The sequence below is a fragment of the Paenibacillus sp. FSL R5-0519 genome, from assembly GCF_037974275.1.
In the GTDB taxonomy this organism is placed as follows: Bacteria; Bacillota; Bacilli; order Paenibacillales; family Paenibacillaceae; genus Paenibacillus.
In genome coordinates, this window is the sequence record NZ_CP150234.1 from 1,618,571 (window position 1) to 1,641,081 (window position 22,511).

19 protein-coding genes and 1 pseudogene are annotated in these 22,511 nt (G+C 46.9%); 14 read left to right on the forward strand and 6 right to left on the reverse strand.

Translation table 11 applies throughout. The features are described 5' to 3' along the window. Positions 1-2 precede the first annotated feature (2 nt). From MKY73_RS07250 to MKY73_RS07295, 10 genes and pseudogenes are all read left to right on the forward strand, one after another. Positions 3-725 carry a hypothetical protein gene (locus tag MKY73_RS07250; RefSeq protein ID WP_339306553.1) on the forward strand — a complete coding sequence of 241 codons (723 nt, stop codon included), beginning with the start codon at positions 3-5 and terminating at the stop codon, positions 723-725. 78 nt (positions 726-803) lie between these two features. Further along, positions 804-1,295 (forward strand): hypothetical protein, encoded by a 492-nt coding sequence (locus MKY73_RS07255; RefSeq protein WP_339306554.1) that lies wholly within the window; start codon positions 804-806, stop codon positions 1,293-1,295. A 54-nt stretch (positions 1,296-1,349) separates the two neighbouring features. Next, entirely contained in the window at positions 1,350-3,140 is a 1,791-nt protein-coding gene (locus MKY73_RS07260) for a hypothetical protein (protein ID WP_339306555.1), read from the forward strand. A 59-nt stretch (positions 3,141-3,199) separates the two neighbouring features. After that, complete coding sequence (locus MKY73_RS07265; protein ID WP_339306557.1) at positions 3,200-3,535, forward strand: transglycosylase SLT domain-containing protein; 336 nt, start codon at positions 3,200-3,202, stop codon at positions 3,533-3,535. Positions 3,536-3,547: 12 nt separating this feature from the next. Beyond that, positions 3,548-7,996, forward strand: coding sequence for an LPD38 domain-containing protein (locus tag MKY73_RS07270; protein ID WP_339306559.1), 4,449 nt, complete (start codon positions 3,548-3,550; stop codon positions 7,994-7,996). Between the two features lie 599 nt (positions 7,997-8,595). Further along, on the forward strand, positions 8,596-9,471 hold the full coding sequence (locus MKY73_RS07275) for an N-acetylmuramoyl-L-alanine amidase (protein WP_339306561.1): 876 nt from the start codon (positions 8,596-8,598) through the stop codon (positions 9,469-9,471). Positions 9,472-9,483: 12 nt separating this feature from the next. Continuing rightward, positions 9,484-9,855, forward strand: a complete 372-nt coding sequence (locus MKY73_RS07280; protein WP_339306563.1) for a phage holin, LLH family — start codon at positions 9,484-9,486, stop codon at positions 9,853-9,855. A 96-nt stretch (positions 9,856-9,951) separates the two neighbouring features. After that, positions 9,952-10,230 (forward strand): annotated as a pseudogene (locus MKY73_RS07285) (sigma-70 family RNA polymerase sigma factor); the annotation flags it as partial. 174 nt (positions 10,231-10,404) lie between these two features. Then, the gene (locus MKY73_RS07290) at positions 10,405-10,650 is read left to right on the forward strand and encodes a hypothetical protein (RefSeq protein ID WP_339306564.1); all 246 of its coding nucleotides are present in this window, start codon (positions 10,405-10,407) and stop codon (positions 10,648-10,650) included. A gap of 161 nt (positions 10,651-10,811) precedes the next feature. After that, positions 10,812-12,164 (forward strand): amino acid permease, encoded by a 1,353-nt coding sequence (locus MKY73_RS07295; protein WP_339306565.1) that lies wholly within the window; start codon positions 10,812-10,814, stop codon positions 12,162-12,164. Between the two features lie 69 nt (positions 12,165-12,233). Here MKY73_RS07295 and MKY73_RS07300 read toward each other — a convergent pair whose 3' ends face one another. Further along, complete coding sequence (locus MKY73_RS07300; protein WP_339306567.1) at positions 12,234-13,418, reverse strand: serine hydrolase domain-containing protein; 1,185 nt, start codon at positions 13,416-13,418, stop codon at positions 12,234-12,236. Between the two features lie 170 nt (positions 13,419-13,588). On the opposite strand from MKY73_RS07300, the gene MKY73_RS07305 reads away from it, so the two are divergent. Next, the gene (locus MKY73_RS07305) at positions 13,589-14,041 is read left to right on the forward strand and encodes an Lrp/AsnC family transcriptional regulator (protein WP_339306569.1); all 453 of its coding nucleotides are present in this window, start codon (positions 13,589-13,591) and stop codon (positions 14,039-14,041) included. A gap of 106 nt (positions 14,042-14,147) precedes the next feature. Here MKY73_RS07305 and MKY73_RS07310 read toward each other — a convergent pair whose 3' ends face one another. From MKY73_RS07310 to MKY73_RS07325, 4 genes are all read right to left on the reverse strand, one after another. Next, positions 14,148-15,347: an MFS transporter gene (locus tag MKY73_RS07310; protein ID WP_339306570.1), complete on the reverse strand. Its 1,200-nt coding sequence runs from the start codon at positions 15,345-15,347 to the stop codon at positions 14,148-14,150. 145 nt (positions 15,348-15,492) lie between these two features. Continuing rightward, positions 15,493-16,335, reverse strand: coding sequence for an alpha/beta hydrolase family protein (locus MKY73_RS07315; RefSeq protein WP_339306571.1), 843 nt, complete (start codon positions 16,333-16,335; stop codon positions 15,493-15,495). A 53-nt stretch (positions 16,336-16,388) separates the two neighbouring features. Next, complete coding sequence (locus MKY73_RS07320) at positions 16,389-16,835, reverse strand: MarR family transcriptional regulator (RefSeq protein WP_339306572.1); 447 nt, start codon at positions 16,833-16,835, stop codon at positions 16,389-16,391. A gap of 92 nt (positions 16,836-16,927) precedes the next feature. Further along, positions 16,928-17,992 (reverse strand): ABC transporter substrate-binding protein, encoded by a 1,065-nt coding sequence (locus MKY73_RS07325; RefSeq protein WP_339306574.1) that lies wholly within the window; start codon positions 17,990-17,992, stop codon positions 16,928-16,930. A 133-nt stretch (positions 17,993-18,125) separates the two neighbouring features. Here MKY73_RS07325 and MKY73_RS07330 point away from each other — a divergent pair, with 133 nt between their 5' ends. Then, the gene (locus MKY73_RS07330) at positions 18,126-19,235 is read left to right on the forward strand and encodes an iron ABC transporter permease (RefSeq protein WP_339306576.1); all 1,110 of its coding nucleotides are present in this window, start codon (positions 18,126-18,128) and stop codon (positions 19,233-19,235) included. 2 nt (positions 19,236-19,237) lie between these two features. Beyond that, positions 19,238-20,005, forward strand: a complete 768-nt coding sequence (locus tag MKY73_RS07335; RefSeq protein WP_339306577.1) for an ABC transporter ATP-binding protein — start codon at positions 19,238-19,240, stop codon at positions 20,003-20,005. Between the two features lie 122 nt (positions 20,006-20,127). Here MKY73_RS07335 and MKY73_RS07340 read toward each other — a convergent pair whose 3' ends face one another. Then, positions 20,128-20,757, reverse strand: coding sequence for a TetR/AcrR family transcriptional regulator (locus MKY73_RS07340; RefSeq protein ID WP_339306579.1), 630 nt, complete (start codon positions 20,755-20,757; stop codon positions 20,128-20,130). Positions 20,758-21,041: 284 nt separating this feature from the next. On the opposite strand from MKY73_RS07340, the gene MKY73_RS07345 reads away from it, so the two are divergent. Further along, the gene (locus tag MKY73_RS07345; protein ID WP_339306581.1) at positions 21,042-22,496 is read left to right on the forward strand and encodes a 4-hydroxyphenylacetate 3-hydroxylase N-terminal domain-containing protein; all 1,455 of its coding nucleotides are present in this window, start codon (positions 21,042-21,044) and stop codon (positions 22,494-22,496) included. Positions 22,497-22,511 lie beyond the last annotated feature (15 nt).

Consider the following 22,511-nt stretch of genomic DNA (forward strand, 5'->3'; position numbering starts at 1 on the left):
CCATGGGAATTCAAGATGTAGCACCAGCATTCCGAAACCCACCAACGTTTAATGATTTTGGGGAAGTGAGCGCTTATCTGAAAGACAACATCAACAAAATCGCACGTAGCCTACAGGATATCGACTTTATGATCAACGGTACTCTGGACGTGAACAACATCCGGGCTGAGGGCATCGAAGCACGCAGCATCAAGGCAGAGGCGATCACCACAGAGAAGCTACAAGCAGGATCAATCACGACAGATAAGATCCAAGCAGGCGCAGTAGTAGCCGACAAGATCGATGTTGGTGAACTATCCGCTATCAGCGCTAACCTGGGGCATATCGTAGCTGGGTTGATTGAGTCGGTTGAGATATTCGGCTCATACATCGCTACCCGCCGTAACGCCTTCCCACGTTGTGAGATGAGCGCTACAGGGAATGTGTTTGGAGCGTTTAATGATGCGAATAATCATATAACAATAGATCCTAACTATGGCGGTTCTCCCTCGCTGGTGTTTATGCAGAACGGAATTCTAAGAGGGCGAATTGATATGGTTTTAGGTTCGCTTGAATTATATGGTTTAGGGGCATTAGACCTTGGTAGTAGCGGGACGATATTTATCAATACACCAAGAATGAATTTTGATAATTGGGATGTGCTGTATGCTAACAATCCAGGTCGAACTCTAGGAGACGAATTGAGAGAGATTTTTGATCGTATTGAAGCTTTGGAGGGCGGTTGATACGATTTGGAGCAAAAAGGATATCTTGTCACGAAAGCTGTGGTATATTGGTGGAAAATGGTATAAGGGAGAGCTTACATGAAAAAGTACATTGCCGGATTCCTTGCTGGTGCCTTATTCACGGTTGCTGGGGCAGCTTTCGCGGATGATATTCAATCGTTAATCGGTAAAAAGATTCAGGGCCAGACTGTTATTAAAGTTGATGGTCAAGTGTTGGACACTGCGATTATTGTCGAGGGTAAAAGCTATTCGCCTACAAGATCAATAGCAGAGGCTGCTGGATATGACGTGAGTATGAAAGACAAGGAGATAGTCATGAACAAGAAGCCTGTAGTATCTGGTAGAGATGCAATTGCAAAAGATCCGGTTAAATTGAATGAGCTCATTACATCATATAAAGAATCTATCGTTAAAGAAGAAGCGAGACTGGAATCTTACAAAAAAATTATTGAACAGAGACCGGATGAAGCTGCCGCATATCAAGATTCTATTGATTATGCGAATTCAAAAATTAAAATGTATCAAGAGTGGATCGCAGAGAAAGAAGAACAACTGGCTGCGTTGAAATAAAATTAACTGAGGACTCCAAACGGGGTCCTTTTTCTATTAAAAGGGAGGTGCAACATGGTTGTAGAGACAACAGGAACCGTGGTGAAGAAGAAAGATCCTTATGCCGTAACTGGTGCTGTAGCATCCTCCATCCCAAGCGTTACGGGTACGGTTACCACAAACAAGTCTCCTATGGCGCAGGCTGCCGCAAACGTTAAATCAAACCCTGCTCTCGGTAATGGCGGCATCAACTACGCCACAGCCAACACAGCAGGGCGGCAAGGGATCGCATCGAATCAGGCGCAGATTAAGAACAACGATGCTTATCGGCAAAGCGAGATTGCCCGAACATTGGCGACGATCACGAACCGGCAACAACAAGGATTGGACGTTGGAGCACAAACGAAGTACCTCAACACCAACCTAGGATACCAAAGTCCGATGGCACAAGCGGCGGCTAATGTGCAAGCAAACCCGACGACTGCGCAGAATAATTTTGCGGTGCCTGGTAGTCGTACCGAAGCCACGCTTGGCAAGATCGACAACTTTATAAATAACCAATCACAGTTTCAGTTCAACAGACCTGATGCCTTCTCATATGACCAAAACACGGACCCTGCATACCAAGCACAGCTGGCTGAAGCGAAAAAGAATGTCATGAACCAGCAGGCGGACACCAACGCAGGGTTAAGAGCAACAGGCCAAGGAAAATCTTCCTGGAGTGAAACGGTAGCGAATAACCTTGGCAACAGCGCCATGGAGAGCATCGCCAATAACCTCGTACCACAGCTGATGCAACAGGCATACCAACGTTATAACGATGATGCGAATCGAGATCTGCAGGTACAGCAAATGAATTATGGTGTGGGTCAGGATGCGATTGGGAATCTCACAAACCAATACGGTTTGCAGAACCAAGAGTACTTCCAGAATCCGTTGCAGGAAGCACAGGTTACTGGAAACTACCTTCCTACTGAAGCGCGTGATGCAATCAATAACCTTCTTAGTCTCAAGGAACAGGCAGAGACGAAAGGGATTACGGCAGAGGATCGATCGGCACTAAGTAAACAAGCTGACTTCATTCGTAACCAATTAACGGGTATGGGCATAGATGCAAGTCAATATGGCGCTAATGTAAGTCGTTCGAATGCCGCACAAGTTAATCCAGGTATCCGCACATTGGCGGGGCAACAAGTAGATCTGGGTAACAGACAGGCGAATCTAGCGGCAGCTGGCATGTACATGGATGCATCTGGACGTATCATTACACCACAGAACGATTGGACTGGTCTGGCTAGACAGGCAGCTAATCCGAACGCACCACTTAGTCTGGCTGGACAGAACCAAGCATTCAACCAGCAGCAGGTAGGCGTTGACAATCAATTCCGAGCAGACCAATTTGCTTACCAGCAAGCGCGTGATGCAGTTGCGGATAGCCAATGGTCAGCTCAGTTTGAACAGAATGCTACTCAGTTTGGTCTTAACTATGCTCTCCAGCAGCTTTCTCAACAGGATGATAGTGCATATCGAAACGCCATGTTGGCCATCAGCAACGACGAAAACTCACGCGCATGGCTTGGTCTTGGCAATGCACCAGCAGCGGAGTACAACGGCATGAACGCCAATCAAGTGCTGAGTGCATTGCAGTCACAATACATCGACCCAACCACTGAGAAGTACGCACCACCTAAGGACGCAGCAACCCGAGAACAGATCTATCAGCAGGTCGCTGGATACGGTCTGCCTCAAGGTCAGGATGATCAGGTCATGTTGTCCATGGGACTGACCACGAAAGAAATTCAAGAATTCGACAAGAAGTACATCACAACACCCACTCCAACAGGGGCGAACACTGCGGGAAAGTAGCCAGCCCCACATCCAACGGGACTGGTGGGGCCCTTTCCTACAACAATTATTACAAAGCAGTGAAGGACGCAAAGGCAAACCCAAATAACTATGCTACAGCAAGCGCGGCGGTTAGTAACGCCATCAAAGCACTTGGATACCCCGATAGCTGGCTACAACCTGCGCTGGAGTTGGTAGCTAGGGAGTCCAGTTTTAACTCGAATGCGAAGAATCCTAAATCTTCCGCGGCCGGGTTGTTTCAGTTTCTGGACAGTACCCGTAAGAATTACGGCGGTAGCTCAGTGAACTGGAGTGATCCGAATCAACAAGCCTTACAAGGATTGAAATATGTAAAAGATCGCTACGGCGACCCAGTTAAAGCGTTGCAATTCTGGGACAAAAACAAATGGTACTAAGGAGGTAGGCTCATGGCGACGAGGCTGGAACAGTTTTCGGAGGAACAGCGCAAGAAGGCAATGCAAATACGTGAATCAGCAATGAACGGTACGCTAAGCTTACAACAACCAAGCGCGCCAATTAACCCACGGACACAGGCGGTGCAAAGCTATTTCGCCAATCAAAAGTCCATGAACGACCTGAAATCAGCCTTGCCGCCTGCGCTTACTCAACCCGGTTCAGACATTTACATGAATTCGACGTTGGGCAGATCGCTTGCAGGTAATCCGCAGGCGATTCAGACGTACCAACAGGCGACTGGCGTTAATCCAGCGCCTATCCCACCACAGCCGAGCCAGTACGAGATCAACAAACAGAAGATAGCCGACAGTGCTGCTAAGAGCAAATTTGCTGACTTTGTATCTCCGTTCAGTAACTTAATGAATGATATTACTTACGGGAACAACGTCGGTAATTTTGTGACCCGCGCAGTTGGTACAGGCGGCGGCATGCTACTCGGTGGTCCATCCATGGCTCCTGGCTCCACAGGCAACGCTACAGCAGACAGGGTGGCCGACATCACTGGTATTGCTGGTGGTATCCTCAGCGCAGGATTCAACCCTGCAGGCGGTGGTAACTTGATCACAGCGCCATGGAAAGCAGCCAACGGATTGATGGCGACCAGAGCGGGCAACACTCTGACGAACGTGGTCGGCGGCGGTATCGGAAAGGTGCTACCTCGCATTAGCCCGAACACAGCAAACAGAGTGGCAGAAACGGCCATGCGTGGCGCTGCTACTGGCGCTGTAAGCAACACAGCAATGGGACTGATCCAAGGGCAGAACAGCAATAGCGACGTGCTAAGAAACGCCGCTCTGGGCGCTGGGTTGGGTGCTGGTGGGGATCTACTCGTAGCAGGAATCGGCGTCGGCTTGCGTAACGCATTGACCAAGCTCAAAGGAAACAACGGTGTGCGCCAGGCAGAGGAAATCTTGGCGCTACCACTTGGTCGTGGTGACGAGCGGTTGAGCGCAGCACAAAGACGGGGGCAGACAGCCGCAGGGAACGATCCAATCGTGAATCCATCCAACTGGACACCTGAACCACTCGGACTCCCAGCAGGTCAACTGGCTGCGCCTACAACTGGACGATTGGCACAGGTAAGCAACGTATACCGCCAGAAGTTCGAAAACCTGATGCGTATTGCGAACGAAACCCAGTTTACGCCAGGACGCGAAGCCGAAGAGCTTGAGGGGTTATGGGCAACGATGGCTGATCGTAGCGACCCGGGATTGTCTGAACTGATTGACCGTGCCTATGCTACAACCAAGCGCGAGATCACGCCAGATCTGATGCAACGTGCGCGTGCTAATCAAGCGCAAAGAGATGTGTACGGCGTACCGCTACCAGTCAAGAGTCTGGATGATCGGATGCCACGTCCAACTGTTGCCGACGATGCTAAGGTCACGCAAGAACGATTGACATTTGACCGCCCTACTCGTGTCAGCGACCCAGAGGTGATTAATCCCGGGGGGAACTCAGTCAACCCACGCACAGAAGCGGTTAAACGATACCAAGCAGAACAAGGTATTCCGACAGCAGAATCTGGACAGGGATCAGATAGCTTCTTAACCAGTCGCCCTGGACGTGTAGTAGAGCCATCTCCAGCACAACGAGTGGACGATGTGATTCCAGAAGCAACCCCGGATGCGCCGTTAAACTATGCTGATGATTACCAATCAGCAGCCAATGCTACAAAGCAGAACTGGTTTACCAATCTGTTTGGTAATGGCGGCGTGGGTATATCTCCATTTGGTAACAATCGAAGAGTTGGCCGTAACCCGATCAGCACCGAGGACCAGATTGTCGGTAGTAACATTAGACGGGATACTCAGGGGACTATAGCAGAGGTTAACGCTGCTGCACGATCGGCTTATCATAAGAATATTGACTATTTGGACCCAGTTAAAAAGATAAGTAGGAAAGCTTACGACCAGTCAATGGATGCCTCCCGAGCTAACAACATTGCTAACACGATTATCAGTGACAAGTTCGTTGACCCACAAGGGCGTATTATTGGGGAGAGTTTGCAGGAAATATTCGATAAGGTGCCGCGTGGTCAAACGAAGAGATTCCTTGATTATTTGGTTCAAAGAGATGCTAAAACTCGGTTACTGAACAACGAAATGGTCTATGCGAAGAATCTGAACATGACTCCTGAAAAACTACAAAAACAGATGGATAATATGCTTTTAAGAAATCCGGAGTTCAAAAATATAGCAAAAGACTGGGATAGATTCACAGAGAATTTGTTAAAGGTTTATGGAGTTGATGAAGGACTTATCTCCGCTGCATCATTTAATGCAATGCGTAAGAAGAGACCGTTTTACACTCCGATGCAACGCCAGTTCAACCTTTCGGAGAAATACTCTCAACCATTTACTATGAAACAAAGCAATGCTTTCTCAGGTCAAAAAGCTCCGATTAAAGAGGTGAGCCCAACTGGATCTGTACGTAATATCGTTGACCCACGCCGTTCAATCATTGAATCTACTGGAGCGTGGGTAAATGCATCGTTGCGCAATCGTGCTATGCAGTCTTTGGTAGATTCCGTACGCGAAAATCCGAAATCATTCAAAGGCATTGCCGAGATTGTACAGGCTCCTAAAGGACAACCAAACTTGCGACAAGTACTTTCAGATGGCGATCAACTTGATTTCATGAACATGCTGAATGACGATTTCAACAAGTTGTTTAACCGTACACGTTTGGATGAGGATAACGTTATTCGAGCGATGTACAAAGGCGAACCGGTATATCTGAAAATTCATGATCCCGAAGCTGTTAAAGCCTTGTCTGGTATGGGCACAGAGGTTTCTAACGTTGTATTGGATACCATCGGCAAGCTGAGTACAGCTACTAAATATTCAGCAACTGGCCCATTTGCGCCGATGTTCGCAGTCAAAGGGTTCTTCATGGATACGCCACAAGCGCTGATCCAATCCAAGAATCCAGCCATGCATATGGTTGATTTGGGGCACGCATTGATAAGTTCTATTGCGGATACGTTGCCTAAAGGAACTCCTGGGGTAGAGAGTCTTCGGTCGCTTGCTCAAGAGTATCGTCGTGTTGGTGGTGGTTATTCCGCCATCTTGCGTGGGGACAGAGGTCTAAAAAGAGGCGTATCACAGATGAATAGAGATCCGATATTGTCACCTCAGAACATCGCCAAGACAACCGGAAAAGCCGTGGCTGCACCATTTAAAGCATTGGCTAAATTCGGTGATGTCGGCGAGAACGTTAACCGGATCGCGGCGTACAAGGGCGAGCTCAGACGCAGAGGCAATGACAGAACACCAGAAAACATTACAGCAGCACTGAATGAATCTCGGGAGATTACAACAAACTTTAGCCGCCGTGGTGACATTTCTACTCAGGTAGAGAAGTTTGTACCGTATTCAAACGCGGCTATGCAAGGGTTGCGCAGATTTGTGTCTCAGTGGAAGAATCACCCAGTCAAGACAGTTGCATTGGTGTTTGGATCGATCATGATCCCGAAAGCTTTGGAACTGGCTAACCACTATGGCGATCCGGACTATGAGCAACTGCCAGCCAGGGAGAAATACAGAAACCTGATTTTGAACAAGAATGAAGATGGCAAGTTCAACAAAGTTCCTATTCCAATGGAATATGGAGCGATGGGTGCGCTATTTGCAGATATATTGGAATCTGTTTACTATGAAGATCCACAAGCATTCAAGGGCTCTGCAGAGGCATTAGTCAATGCGTTCATGCCGCCGCAACTGTCAGGTGTAGCAGCTCCGCTCACAAGAGGTGAGGGACTTGGTGAAATGATCATCGGTGGAGTCAACTCAACAGTACTGTCTCCATTCATGGCTGTTGGTGCAAACGTAGATTATGCTGGCCGACCAATCGAGTCAGGCGCGCTGGAAGGTAACTCGCCAGTAAATCGTTATGATGAGCGTACATCAAAAGTCGCTATCGAATTAGCTCAGTATCTCAAAATGTCACCGAAGAAAATTGATTACCTGATCCGGTCATATGGTGGTGATCCTGCCAGATTGTTGCTTCCATTGACTTCAGACGCCGGACAAGGCGACATTAAAGGGACGCTGCTGAAAAGCTTTATTGTTGATCCGCAGTTTTCCAATACACTGTCTGCTGACTATTATGATTACAAAGAAAAAATGTCTCAGGCAGAAAAAGACTTTAAAGATGGTAAGGCTGAGTTACCAACCTGGTATGACCAGCGCCTGACGGATATGATCACAACAACCAGAGCTGGCTCATACAATAAACGCTTGTCCTTGCTGAGTAAGCAAAAGCGTGATATCCAAGCCAATAAAGATCTGACCGCTCAGCAGAAGACAGATCAACTGCGAGAGGTGCAGTACAAAATCAATGACATTTACATGACAGTCAATCAAGCCATGGAAGAAGCCGGAATTCCTTTGAAATGATGGTTTATTCCCGTGTTAGATGTGGTAAAATAGAGGTACACCACGTAACAGCATACACCCGTTAGGACCCAGGGAAAGCATCCCGGGTCCTTTTACTATTTGAGGTGAGACGATGATAGAAATGGACGAAGACGAGTACCAGGAATCCGTCGTATCAGACGAAACCCTACACCTTGTATCAATATTCTGCGGACCAGAAGTAAGAGATAAACTGCTCTATCGGAGAGTGGACGATGCTATACGACATACTTTTGGAAATCTCACATGCAATAGTGAAAAACGGCCTCACGCTGTCGACAGCGGGAACGGTCGTTTTTTTGATTCTCAAACAAAGGAAGATGAAGTCACGTCTGAAGAGATTCATACCTTGGATGTTTCATGACGACTCAGAAATTAAGCCGTTCGTACACAACCAGATGATCATCATGAAGAACCAAGAAATCATTATGAAGGGACTGGGGTTGGAACCATGTGTGATCACTTTGAACGAAAAACCGCAGGAAAGAGTGAAACATTCAAACGGTTTCTACTTATCATCCTGGGCGACGAGTATTTATGCCCAGCTTGCAAACAAATACACCATACGGAGGTACTCAAAGATGGCGAAAAAACGAATAGTCATTGACGCCGGACACGGAAATCAGGACCCGGGAGCGATAGGGACGACAGGCAAGAAGGAGAAAGATTTCAATCTGACGATGGCGATTAAGTTGGATGCATTGTTGAAAGGCAACCCGAACCTACAGGTCAACCTGACACGCCGTACTGACGTGTTCTTAGAACTCAAGGAACGTGTAAGTGTCGCTAACAAGATGCCGGCAGATCTGTTCATCTCTATCCATGCCAACGCTGCATCATCTTCCGCCAACGGCACAGAGACGTTTTACAACCGCACCACAAGCGCTCCGCTGGCCGGAGTTCTGCAACGACACATGCTGGCAGCCACAGGGTTCAAGGATCGGGGCGCACGGTACGGAAACTTCGCAGTAATCCGCGACACCAAGATGGATGCAGTACTGCTGGAGGTTGGGTTTATTAGTAATCCGGAGGAAGAGAAGAAACTGTTCGAAGACGACTTCCAGAACCGCGTTGCCTTGGCGGTTGCTCAAGGTATCTGCGAATATCTGGGCGTACCATTCGATGTTCAGGCACCAACCTTGCCCGGACAGGAACCGGTTAAAGTCACGCCATACCCAGAGATGAGCGTTACCGTTCACACTGCTGCCGGTTCAACGTACACCGGATACAATGTGAAGGGCACAACATGGGTGCCATCCAGACCGATCGGTGAGTTGATTGGTGGTCGTATTGGCTACACCAAGGGAAAAGTAACGATCAACGGTGAAGCGGTAGAGACGATGAACATAGATGGTGTGGGATACGTTACAGCCCGTGATCTAACGAAGCTATTGGACGCACGTATCTTCTGGGATAAGACGATACCAAGCAGAGTTGAAATATACCCTAAAAATTAAGGAGTGAGTGACATGGAAGACATTATGGTAAACGCCAAGCCTTATATTGATACGATTGTAAATGCTCTGTTTGGATTGGTTGCGATTGTAATCATCGGCGCTATTAATGTAATTAAAGTTAAAGCGAAGGCATACTACGAGGCTAAAACAACGACGGAAGACCGCGATAAGCTGCACAAGATTGGCGCTGAAGCATTTGCGTGGGCTGAGACAATCTACAAGACATACGAAGGCGATCGGAAACTAAGCGAGGCGTACACTTATGCGAGTGAGAAACTTGCGGCGCTGGGCATCTCCGTTACTGGTGATGAGATCAGGGCATCCATTGAAAAAGCCTATATTGACTACAAAGCTAAAAAGGCTGGTGGAAAGATTGCCAGCTAAGAGGAGAGGCCCTGCTATGACGGCAGGGTCTTTTTGCTTTATAATGAAGAGGAATAATTTCTTAAGAGTTATAAACACAGATAACCATTTAGTGTTAATGAAATTACATTGATCGATATCCTTGGCACAGAAGCTGATGATGTTGTAGATCGGGTACAGCTCAAGATTGAAAAAAGCAAAATTTATCGCAATCTAGATATCCTGGATGACCGGGAGAAGGAAGTTGTGATCGGTCGATTTGGCCTGGAAGCAGGCGGGGAGGAACGAACTCAACGCGAAATTGCAAAGGAACTTGGCATCTCACGCTCATACGTATCACGGATTGAGAAACGAGCGTTAATGAAGTTGTATCACGAGTTTTATAAGCAAAGATAGTTGTTGAACAACCAGAGGGCGCCTTTATCGGGAGCCCTTTTTACTGTGAAGATGCTTAAAATTGGTCTATATAGTATTGATTATTTGGTATTATAACCTAAATAAAGGGATTTCTCTCCTTTTTGAAGAATATCTTATAAACAGACCAATTTAATATATAAGGAGTAAATCATAATGAAGCAGCTTTTTCGGAAAACTCCACTGTGGTTTTTGTTAATCTGGATCGTAGGATTTATGATGATCGTTTTTAACATGTTCCAAGCAAACTCGGGTAATATTAACTTGATTGCCCTATTGATGATTAGTGTTGCTAATGCTATTCGAGTTTGGAAAACCGAACGTTCATTAGCCATTGCCTTTTTAGTCGTTGCCGTTCTAAGCTTGGTTTATATTTTAATATATTTTATTAGGTATGTATGATAAACGTGTACATAAACAGAGGTCACCTTTTACAAGGTGGCTTCTTTGCTGTGCAAAAAAATATATAAAGAGGGATATGTATTCTGGGCAGATTATTATATGATGAGTAATAATATTTTGCATCGTAGAGAGCATTTGCAGAAAGAGAGTGGTGGTTGATCATGCAGCAAGAAACATTAACAAGGGGATTAAAGAACAGGCACGTGCAGTTGATGGCGATCGGTGGTGCGATCGGTACAGGTCTGTTTCTCGGAGCAGGCAAAACGATCCAACTGACAGGGCCATCCATCTTGCTGGCCTACATCATTACGGGTGTGGTGTTGTTCCTGATCATGCGTGCATTGGGGGAGCTGCTGTTAAGTAACTTGCAGTATCATTCCTTTGTCGATTTTGTGCGTGATTACCTGGGAAATATGGCGGCATTTATTACAGGCTGGACCTATTGGTTCTGTTGGATCTCCATTGCCATGGCTGATATTACGGCCGTTGGTTTATATACGCAGTTTTGGTTTCCGAATGTACCTCAGTGGATGCCAGGGTTAATTGCGTTAGTCATTTTACTAATTATGAACTTGGCAACGGTCAAGTTGTTTGGGGAGATGGAATTCTGGTTTGCCCTGATTAAAGTTGTGGCTATTCTTGCACTCATTGTTGTTGGTTTATATATGATCTTCAAAGGTTTTACAACGGATCAGGGTCCAGCGAGCTTCACCAATCTGTGGAGTCATGGGGGATGGTTCCCGAATGGAATGCATGGGTTCATCATATCGTTCCAGATGGTGGTATTCGCCTTTGTAGGCATGGAACTGGTGGGGCTCACAGCGGGGGAAACAGAGAACCCGGAGAAGGTGATTCCAAAAGCAATTAACCAGATTCCGATTCGGGTATTGCTTTTCTATGTTGGCGCATTGCTGATTATCATGAGTATCTACCCGTGGAATGCCATTGTGCCCACTGAAAGTCCGTTCGTACAGGTGTTTGCAGCTGTAGGTATTGCGGCCGCCGCCGGGATTGTGAATTTCGTGGTGCTGACGTCTGCTGCTTCGGCTTGTAACAGTGCCATTTTCAGTACAAGCCGTATGGTGTTCTCCATGGCAAAGGATCACAACGCACCCCAGTCATTTGCACGACTGAATAGAAGGAAGGTTCCTTCCAACGCGCTGTTTTTCTCCACGATTGTTATTTTGATCGCGATTGTTTTGAATTATATCATGCCAGAAGGCGTATTTACGCTGATCACGAGCGTGTCTACCGTGTGCTTTATCTTTGTCTGGGGCATCATGGTGATCTGTCATCTCAGATATCGTCGTACTCAGCCGGAACTGGCGAGTCGCAGCCGCTTCAAACTGCCACTATATCCGTTTTCGAACTACTTGATTCTGGCATTCCTGGCGTTTGTGCTGGTGGTGTTGGCATTGGCCGAGGATACGCGTGTTGCACTGTTTGTCACGCCGGTGTGGTTTATTCTGGTTGCTGGGATCTACCTTCTCAAAAAGAGAAAACTTGAGCAGTAGCAGACAGTAGAACTTAGCTTTGATCATAAATATACCCGCCCAATCAGATTGGGCGGGTATTTATATTTTTTATATTCTTGGAGCCTCTTTGCTTTCACGAATGCCTGCATAGATGGCATCACAGATATCGGTTGTATACTGGCCCGACATTCCTTCAAGTGCCGTGTTGGTGAATGCTGCAACACTAAGTTCTTCTTTTGGATCAACAAACCAGGAATGGCCGTAGGTCCCACCCATCCGCCACGTACCCGGGGATTCCGGTGTACCAGCTGCAACAGGGTCTTTAAGCAGGGTAAAACCAAGGCCGAACCCTCTTCCTGGCCAATACGGCATATCGAGTTCTCTGATTTGATTCGTGGCCATCTCGGTGGCAACAGCTTCTGTAAGAATAGGCTGACCCCCTTGCCGTAATGTCTCAAGTAAAGTGAGAAAATCTCCGGTACTCCCAACCATACCCGCTCCGCCTGATGGATAAGCCGAAGGTTGATTTGCACGATTGGGGGCAAGCCGGAAACCGGCAGTACCTTCAATAAAAGGAACCTGCTCTAACTCATTATGGAGAAGACGCGGTTCTTCAGAACCATCAGCGTATGCAGCGGTCAAACGATTTGAATCCACTGCAACAAAATCAGTGTCCGTCATGCGAAGTGGATGAGTAACCAACAATTGAACAGCTTCTCTTAATGACACTCCGGTGACCTTTTCAATAACGGCTCCGAGTACATCTGTCGCGATGGAATATCTCCACATGTTTCCTGGCGCATACAAAAGAGGAACAGAAGCAAGCCTTTGGAGATTCTCCTCCAAACTAATTCCAGATAAATCCATTCCATCCGAGACCCCTGCACGTTCATAAGTGCCTTGGTCTTCTTGGAAGAACCGGTAGGTTAAACCAGCGGTGTGTGTCATCAATTGACGAATTGTTATTTCAGCGTCCTGACCATGGCTAAGCTTGGGCTGGAATGCAGGTAGCCAGTGAGTCACCGGATCATTCAGACTCAACTTTCCTTGTGAGACCAATGCCAGAGCTGCAGTTGACACAATGGGTTTGGTTACGGAAGCAAGTCGAAACAGAGCGTTTTCTGCCATGGTACGTTTTTGCTCCCTGTCTGCGAAACCAGCGGCCCGGCTGTATATCAGTTCTCCTCTTAATGCAACCTGTACAACCGTTCCTACGATTCTTTTTTCACTTATAGCGCTGTCAATGGCTTCATCCACATAAGAATGCAATGTCGTTATGTGTTCTTTTCCCATTCTTATCTTCCTCTCATCAACTGATGTGATTGATTCATTATTGTGACTGTGTTAATTATATAAATGATTATTCTTGTGTTACATGGCTTACTAAAGGTATTATAGTGAATTATCGAATATACTTAAGGTTATTCTTGAATATATCTTATGTATTCAAAGGGGTGTATTACATGGACGAAATAGATCAGCATATTCTGTTTCATTTGGAGAATCAGGCGAGATTATCCATGACCGAATTAGGCAAATTAGTAGGATTATCTCAACCAGCTGTTACTGAACGAGTCAAACGAATGGAAGAAAAGGGCGTTATCGAGGAATATCGTACGGTGATCTCCCCATCCAAATTGGGCAAGCAGAGCACGGCCTATGTTCTTTTTCGTACGCGGGATTGTTATCCTTTCCTGGATTTCTGTCGTGCGGCACCTGAAGTTGTGGAATGTTATCGGATAAGCGGGGAGTATAATTACTTACTGAAAATCCTTACAGACACGATCCAGGGACTCGAAGAGTTCGAGAATAAGTGTGACCCGTACGGCACTTACATGACCTTGATTACGATGTCTTCTCCGATTGCACATAAAAATCTGGTGGAAGGGCCGAATCTCCTGGCACAGGCAGAATAAACCGCAGTCTATAAAACTATAAAATGAAATGCAAAAGAGGAGTTCACATCAAGTGAACTCCTCTTTCGTCCTACGTGTAACTCATGCAAAATGACTGCCTGTTATTTTACTTTGGAAATCCATATCCATAAGCCCGCATAGCTACGAGCAATGCAGGGACGAGCAAGATAAACAGCGATCCAGCAAGGTATCCTGCTCCAAATACTTCAAGAAGGATGCCCCCGATGATGCCTCCTCCACCAATCGCCAGATTCCATGCTGTAACCAGCATCGATTGGGCGACATCCGCACTTTTGCCTCCGGCTTGAGCAATGGCAGTTTGCAGTAGTGTGGCAGCCCCGCCAAACGTAAGTCCCCAGATCATAATGCCAAGGATAATCATCACAGGTTGATGAATAGCGATTCCCATCACGACAGACGCCAAGGCGAATGCTGCCAGGCTGATGATTACCAATCTCCTCAAAAATCTGTCGATGAGCATCCCGGTTAACCAGATTCCCACTATGGAAGTGATACCAAAAATGAGCAAAATCAAGTCTACTCTGTTAGCAAGTACCGTCTGGGCAAGGTAAGGAGAAATATAGGTGTAAAGGATATTATGGGCCAGCATCCAGGCCAGAACCACCAACAGGATGGGCCTAACGCCCGGAATGACAAACACTTTATGCAGGGGAAGACGTTCCCCGGCTGGCTCTCCGGCAAAATCCGGCATTTTCCAGAGAACCCATACGATTAAAGCTGCGGTCAGCAGCGATACAATCCCGAAGATGAGGCGCCAGCCGATATAAGAACTGAGAAAACTACCGATGGGCACACCCAAGGCTAACGCCACCGGAGTGCCGACCATAGCCACAGCCATGGCCTTGCCTTTTAACGAATCCGGGACCATCCGACGAGCATAACCTGCCGTCATTCCCCATAACACACCCGCAGAGACCCCGGCCATGAAACGAGCAGCAAGTGTCAGGATATAATCTGAGGATATGGCGGTAACGGTGTTAAAGACAAGAAAGCCGCTAATGCATGCCAGCAACAGAGGTCTGCGTCTCCATCCACGTGTAGCCGCAGTCAAGGGAATTGCGGCAAGAAGTGATCCAATGGCATAAAGAGTCACCAGCTGTCCGGTGAGGGCTTCAGTGACTCCCAAGTCTTTGGCGATTTGCGGCAGCAGTCCCGCAGGCAGGCTTTCAGTGAGGATGCATATGAATCCAGCCATGGCTAAAGCAAGTAGTCCAGCCCACGGAAGGCGTTCTGAAGATATGGAAGGCAGCTCCCTTTGCTTGGGGAGGGATGTGTGAATGGCCATGAATAAAAACCTCTTTTCTTATCGTTTAATTCTATCCGGAACTATGCATATAAGCTTATCTGAAAAAAACAAACTTTTGCATACAGAATTAAAGGTGAGAAAGAGGCATTAACTTGATATTTATTTTATTTTGTACGTTTCTCCGTTAATTCAAAAGATGCTGCCTGTTCAACCATTCCAGAATGAGTTCGACAGGTTCCAAGTACCGTTGGCCTACCAGTAAACCCGTATGGGTCGTATCCCAAAGTCCGGCATATGCAGCCCCGAGCTGTTTGGCAGTTAATTGGCCTCGCTGCTCTTCGTCTTCACCGGAAACAGCCTTGATCACCAAGCTGGGGCAATGGATCAGGTCGCCATTAATGGATATTCCATCGGCTCCACACAGGACTGAAAAGGTAGCAAATGCCTTCGCAGACTCCGTTTGCAGATACTTACGCTGAAAAGCAATGTCTTCTGCCGTCTCATCGATGCTTGCAAGTTCCTGCCGGGCAGGTGCAGGCATGATGATGTCCGATATGGTCCGTCGATCTGTTTCAGGATAAGGTACGGCGTCATGGACTTCCTTGCTTATGCTGGCATCAATGACAACCAGGCCTGCAAGAGTAACGGTTTCTGCAATCTTTTGACTGAGAATGCCACCCATGCTGAAGCCAATAAGAACGGGAGGTTCGTTGATCCCGGCTAACACTTCACGAATATCTTCCAAATAATTGTCAAACGTAATCTTGGTCATGTCCATGACCCGACTCGTGTAATGGCTTCTCAGGTTCATGACATAACAGGTCCAACCGTGCTGGACAAAATGGGGGATATATTTGCTCCACATCCAACTGCCTGTGTAGGCACCGTGAAGGAACAGCAGTGGGGGCTTCTTGGTCACTGTTTCTGCATCATGAAGCGGGTTTCCTTCGAATATCTCCAAGTGCAAATCATGTTCTCCGATCTTCTTGACCTGATGTTCCGGTAATAATCGTGTGTAATCTGTCATGCTTAAAACCTCCGATTTTTTTGTTTGATATCAAACTATTTCTCCAAAAAAAATTAGAAGTTGCCATGAATCTTCATTAAAATTCGCAGCAGTTCTTTTTTCTCCGCTTCCGTAACGCCCGCATAAAACACGTCCAGCATGCGCTGGGATATCTCTTCAAAGGCCGGCTTTAATTCTTCGCCTTTAGCAGTCAAAGCCACATGAACAACGCGTGAATCGGTTGCATCACGCTCTTTGACAACGTATCCTGTCCGCACCAATTTGTCCACAAGTGCAGTTACTGTGGATTTATCCTTGCCAATTTTTTTGGCGATTTCAGCCATGGTCATCCTGTAATTGTTGTACAGGGCATAGATAATATCCCCATGGGACGTGGCGAGATCCTGGATTCCTTGCTCAGCCATCTCGGCCAGGATGAAGCGGTTGACCTTCTCTTTAATTTTGGATATGAGTGAAATAGCGTCTCTTGTTTTCATATGTGTAATATAGTTTGTTATCAAACTAATGTCAAGCTTTGATTCACAAGTTATTACATGCGCAGTATAGCAAAAGAGCAGTGAGAATTTCTTCTCCTGCTCCTTCACTCCAGTCACTACTTGATTGGATTAGCTTGCATTTCCTGTCCCATTTTCTCAATACCATCCAGAATCTGATATCCATAACCCCAGAACTGGCTGAAATCTGTGACATAGATCTGTTTGTTCTTGATTGCGTTCATACTTTGCAGGGCAGGATTGGCATACAGATTTTGAATCAGCTTGTCGATATCCGGTGAACCGGCATACGCGGACAAGAGCAGGTAGTCCGGGTTCGCTGTGATCAATTGTTCAACACTGACCTCACCTTGCACCCCATCAAACGTATTTTTCAGCTTCAACAGGCCAAGTGCATCAAGCTGATACGTATCGTTCTGCATGCTGCTTACCGTAATGGTGTCTTCTGTAGCGGGTACGATGTAGGCAAAAGTATGCTCAGGCTGATCAGCTACACTTGCCTTAATGGCTTCAACACGGGTCTTCAAACTTTCGGTGAATGTTGCGGCATTTTCCTGAACGTCGAAGATCTGCCCAAGTTGTGCAATATCGCTATACAGGCTATCAAGTGTGCCTTTGTGATTCGTCGTTTGCAGGAACGTGCGGATATTCATGTCATTTAATCCATCGACGGTACCCACACCCCAGTCTGCATCAGCGAACAGGTCACCCCGTCCGAGTACCAGATCCGGGCTTGCACCTACAACCAGCTCTTTACCTACATAATCTTTGGACAATACCGGAATTTCGGCGAAATCATCAGCCACATCCGGTGTAACGGAACCGTATAGAGCAGCAACACCGACGATTTTATCGGTCAGACCCAATTTGATGAGCATCTCAGCCGCAGATTGGGTATTCGCAACTACACGTTCAGGTGCTTTATCGAATACTTGTACCTTCGGTTTCCATTCGCCGCCTTCACCCGAGATTGAGAAATTCTCAATGGTGAGCGGGTACGTCGTTTTATTTGTATTTTCAGCAGGAGCTGAAGTTTCTGTCGTGTTCGTTGTTGAAATTGTTTCTTCAGCAGGGGAAGAAGTGGAAGTATTCGAACAGGCTGCAAGCAGCATTAACAGGAGACTTAGAGCAGCGAAGCCAATGGTTCTGGATGTGAATTTCATGAAATGATGAACCCCTTTTCTACGTATTTTGAATTGACAAAGATAATCATTCTCAATTATAATCCGAGAAAATGCTTTGTAAATAGCTAAATTTAATGGGTTCTACATTTTACACGAATTGATGGGGGAAGAGATGGCACAGACGGTTCAGGTTAAGACACAGCGTATGGGAAAAAGAGAGTCTCTGATTCATAGTAAATCCGGGTTTGTTTTACTGATTGCAGCTTTAATCATGATTACGATGATTTCTGTAGGAATCGCAGTTTCCATTGGACAGGTTCGCATTCCGCTGGCGGAGTCATATCGTATCCTTTTAACCAAATTAACGGGTTTTCAGTGGGGGGCAACACCCATTGAGACAGGTCCCTTTACCGATATCATCTGGCAGATTCGTTTCCCGCGTGTGCTGATGGCGATGTTTATTGGTGCTGGCTTGGCCTTGTGCGGTGCTGTTATGCAGGCTGCTGTGCAGAATCCGTTGGCAGACCCTTACATACTGGGTATATCCTCAGGCGCTTCACTTGGAGCAACTTTTGCCATTCTCATTGGATTCGGTGCGATTGGATGGTTTGGTCAAACCGGGGTGGCTTTCTGGGCATTCGCCGGAGCGATGGGGGCGTCCTTACTGGTCCTGACTTTGGCAGGGATTCGGGGGAAAATGACGTCGGTCAAGCTGGTGCTTGCCGGAATGGTGATTAACGCGTTATGCAGCGCTTTTTCGAACTTTATTATTTATTTTGCGAACAATGCTGAAGGCATCAAAACAGTGACGTTCTGGACCATGGGCAGTCTGGCGACTTCCGGTTGGAACAAGCTTCCACTCGTAGGAATCGTTGTGCTGGTGGCGATTCTATTCTTCCTTTTACAATCCAGAGTTCTCAATACGATGTTATTGGGGGATGAAGCAGCCGTTACACTGGGTATTAATCTGAGTGTGTACCGCAGGGTGTACATGCTGTTAACCGCTCTGGTGACAGGCGTTATGGTGGCGAGCTGCGGCATGATTGGCTTTGTGGGACTCATTATTCCGCATATTGTGAGAGGTCTGGTGGGTTCCGACCATCGTAAAGTGATGCCTGTATCCGTGCTGTTTGGAGCCATTTTCCTCATCTGGACGGACGTTATTGCACGATCTCTGATATCCAGCGTTGAGTTGCCGATCGGGATCATTACGGCCATGATTGGTGCGCCGATGTTTATGTATATGCTAGTCAAAAAAGGCTACGGTTTTGGAGGAAATTAAACATGAAGCTGAACGTAGAAAATGTATCCATCTCTGTGCTGAACACGGACATCATCAAGGATATTTCATTACAGGTGAACGGCAAACAGTTTGTCGGACTGATCGGACCGAATGGTTGTGGCAAGTCAACGCTGCTGAAGAGCATCTATAAAGTGATTAAACCACAGCAAGGCAAGGTTTTTCTGGATAATACCGATATTCTGAAATCCAGTCCCAAGCTTGTTTCCAGACATATGGGCGTTGTTGGCCAGTTTAATGAATTGAGTTTTGATTTTACGGTGCGCGAGATGGTCATGATGGGGCGTACCCCGCACAAAAAAATGCTGGAGACGGATAATGAACGGGACCACGAAATTGTGGAACAGGCTTTGGAAAAAGTACATCTGACCGGACATGCAGACCGCAATTACGTGTCTCTGTCTGGTGGAGAGAAACAGCGTGTCATATTGGCGCGTGTCCTGGCACAGCAACCTCAATTCCTGATCCTCGACGAGCCGACCAACCATCTGGACATTAAATACCAACTTCAGATTCTAAATATTGTCCGTGGACTCGGCATTGGCATATTGGCAGCGCTGCATGATCTCGAACTCGCCGCAGAATATTGCGATTATCTCTATGTGGTGAAAAAGGGCCAGATTGTGGTCCATGGCAAACCCGCTGATATCCTAACCCGTGAAATGATTGGTGAAGTATTCGATGTAGACTGTGAAATCTATGAAAATCCGGTTACGGGTGGCCTGGGTATTGCATACCTGAGTACACGTTGATATGTCTAGTGTTCCAGTGAACTGTCTTTCGAGCTGATTTTCAGCTTGGAAGGCAGTTTTTTTGCATTTAGCTTTCGCAGAGGAGGTTGGTCAAGTTAGCTCCTGTCTTCAGAACAGGCAGGTCAGGAGTGGGGGGAGCGTGTATCCTGGGCCTGCGCGCCCATGGCCGTGTAGGCACCTAGTCGGGCAAGACGGGTAAGCTGCAACGCCATATGATGGGGAGAGTATACTTTGTTGTTTTCAAGCCATTTATGAATAATTCCACTGGTGGAGAAGCTGAGATGATCAAGTAAAATGTCCAGAGGTACCTGAACCTTTTGATCCATCCCGAGTTGGGTAATCCGTTGAAAAAAATAAGTTTTAATCACCTCGTTCAGCCGGGTACTGAAATTGCCAACAGGATTGATCAGTAGCATGACCCGATAGAACTCATCATGTTCAAAGATGTGCTCAAACAGGACCGCAAAGATCGGGTCAGGCTCGGTAAAAGAAAGGGCCACATCCATAGCAGCAGAACGTTCACTGAGTACATGTTCCAGCAACTCCAATTTCTCGTTGACCATCTTGTCCAGTAAATCCTCTTTGTCTATGAAATGGGCGTAGAAGGTTGAACGGTTGATGTTCGCTTGTTCTGCAATGTCCACGATGCTGATGTCCACGTAATTCTGCTTCTTCATCATTTTCAAAAAAGCTTCAGAGATCATGACACGGGTTCTGTAAATTCTTCGGTCGACACCTCGGGTCTCATTCATTCCATATCACCTCAAAACAACAGATTAGGATTTTTTGTTGGTTAAACAACATCGTCTGGATCCGTATTTCATACATGCATGGGAGTGCGCTTAAGATGCAGGCACCTTCAATTCAAGCCGGATTGTAGTTTATTTTGACGTTGCCCGACAGATCAGGCATTTGTGTTTGTTAACCGTTAAATTTGGACTCATTGATTGTTGCGATCCAATGGATATTAGCTATGATAAACAATAAAACATAGCAAATCAATCGGAAAAATAAAATTTAAAAAAGGGGTGACATTTTGAGGGGAGATACTTTCATATCCAGTCTGGAGGATGGACGACGTGTCTGGCTGGAAGGTCAGCAGGTGAAGAATATTTCCGAACATGCGGCTTTTAAAGGCACACTATCCACCATCAGGCAGTTGTTTAATATGCTGGATGATCCTCTTCAACGGGAGCAAGTGGGATATGTTCCCGAGGGACAGGAGCGATATGCACACAGCTCATTTCTTATCCCGCACACAGCAGCCGAATTGAACCAACGCAGTCAGTCCTTTGCAGCCTGGTCTTCCAGTACCAATGGCATGATGAGCCGGTTATCCGACTATGCCCGTTCCATGGTCACCGGTTGGTATGCTGCCCGGCACGAGTTATCCGACCTGGACCCGCCATTTGCGGATAAAATCAGCACCTATTACCATGAGGCCAGAGACCGCGACCTCTTTCTGACAACAGCCATTATTGATCCCCAGATTGATCGTTCCAGCGGGCTGGATGATCAGCGGATCGCAGAGCGATTCCTGCATGTGGTGAAGGAAACTTCGGAAGGCATTGTGGTTAGGGGAGCCAAAATGATTGCGACAGGTGCACCGTATACGCATGACTTTCTGATCTTTTCGTTTCTGCAATTTCAGACCCGACATCAGAAACATGCGCATGTCCTGATCGTACCCGCCAATTCACCAGGACTGCATATTGTGTGCAGGGAGTCGTTTGCTGATGGCAGAGAACGCAATCATCCGCTCAGTGCAAGGTACGATGAGATGGATGCCGTCCTTTTTTTCGATGATGTCCTGATTCCTTGGGAAAGGGTGCTTCTCTACGGCGATTCGGACAAGGTCCTGAAGCTTCGCGGGAACCGTACAGCCAATGGATTGGCCTTCCACCAAAATGTCGTGCGTTTTGTAGCCAAGCTGGAATTTGTCACTGGTGTGGCGTTTGCGGTGGCTGAGTCGATTGGCGTAACCGGATTTCTGCATATACAGGAGAAACTGGGGGAGCTGCTGACACAGATTGACGTAATCAAGGCGCTGATTATTGCAGCGGAGGCCAAAGCCGTGCCTGATGCGGCAGGCGTACTCGTTCCTGATCTGACGTATGTAGAGACGGCGCGAAGTTTGGGAACCAAATATTACCCACGGGCGGTTGAGATACTTCAACAAGTTGGCGCAGGTGGTTTTGTTCAGACCCCTTCCGGGATTGAGGACTTCTACGGTCCGATTTCCGAATTTATGCATTTGTATTTTGAAGGCGCTGCGGTAAGTGCAGAGAAAAAAGTGGAGCTGTTCAAGCTGGCTTGGGATCTCATCGGCAGTCCGCTTGGCGCAAGACATCTGTTATATGAAAAATTTTATGCAGGTGATCCGATCCGGGGTCTCGCGTCCCATTACAGTCGACATGACAAATTGTCGTTAACAGGTCCTGTCTGGAAGCTGATTCAAGAGAACAGCAAGGGCAGAGTAGCCACCAATTGAGCAGGAGGAGAGAGA

What these genes read in the sequence shown, in the direction of transcription:
- MKY73_RS07250 (WP_339306553.1), top strand. Translation starts at nt 3, where the DNA reads ATGGGAATTCAAGATGTAGCACCAGCATTCCGAAACCCACCAACGTTT.
- MKY73_RS07255 (WP_339306554.1), top strand. Translation starts at nt 804, where the DNA reads ATGAAAAAGTACATTGCCGGATTCCTTGCTGGTGCCTTATTCACGGTT.
- MKY73_RS07260 (WP_339306555.1), top strand. Translation starts at nt 1,350, where the DNA reads ATGGTTGTAGAGACAACAGGAACCGTGGTGAAGAAGAAAGATCCTTAT.
- MKY73_RS07270 (WP_339306559.1), top strand. Translation starts at nt 3,548, where the DNA reads ATGGCGACGAGGCTGGAACAGTTTTCGGAGGAACAGCGCAAGAAGGCA.
- MKY73_RS07275 (WP_339306561.1), top strand. Translation starts at nt 8,596, where the DNA reads ATGGCGAAAAAACGAATAGTCATTGACGCCGGACACGGAAATCAGGAC.
- MKY73_RS07280 (WP_339306563.1), top strand. Translation starts at nt 9,484, where the DNA reads ATGGAAGACATTATGGTAAACGCCAAGCCTTATATTGATACGATTGTA.
- MKY73_RS07290 (WP_339306564.1), top strand. Translation starts at nt 10,405, where the DNA reads ATGAAGCAGCTTTTTCGGAAAACTCCACTGTGGTTTTTGTTAATCTGG.
- MKY73_RS07295 (WP_339306565.1), top strand. Translation starts at nt 10,812, where the DNA reads ATGCAGCAAGAAACATTAACAAGGGGATTAAAGAACAGGCACGTGCAG.
- MKY73_RS07300 (WP_339306567.1), bottom strand. Translation starts at nt 13,418, where the DNA reads ATGGGAAAAGAACACATAACGACATTGCATTCTTATGTGGATGAAGCC.
- MKY73_RS07305 (WP_339306569.1), top strand. Translation starts at nt 13,589, where the DNA reads ATGGACGAAATAGATCAGCATATTCTGTTTCATTTGGAGAATCAGGCG.
- MKY73_RS07310 (WP_339306570.1), bottom strand. Translation starts at nt 15,347, where the DNA reads ATGGCCATTCACACATCCCTCCCCAAGCAAAGGGAGCTGCCTTCCATA.
- MKY73_RS07315 (WP_339306571.1), bottom strand. Translation starts at nt 16,335, where the DNA reads ATGACAGATTACACACGATTATTACCGGAACATCAGGTCAAGAAGATC.
- MKY73_RS07325 (WP_339306574.1), bottom strand. Translation starts at nt 17,992, where the DNA reads ATGAAATTCACATCCAGAACCATTGGCTTCGCTGCTCTAAGTCTCCTG.
- MKY73_RS07330 (WP_339306576.1), top strand. Translation starts at nt 18,126, where the DNA reads ATGGCACAGACGGTTCAGGTTAAGACACAGCGTATGGGAAAAAGAGAG.
- MKY73_RS07335 (WP_339306577.1), top strand. Translation starts at nt 19,238, where the DNA reads ATGAAGCTGAACGTAGAAAATGTATCCATCTCTGTGCTGAACACGGAC.
- MKY73_RS07340 (WP_339306579.1), bottom strand. Translation starts at nt 20,757, where the DNA reads ATGAATGAGACCCGAGGTGTCGACCGAAGAATTTACAGAACCCGTGTC.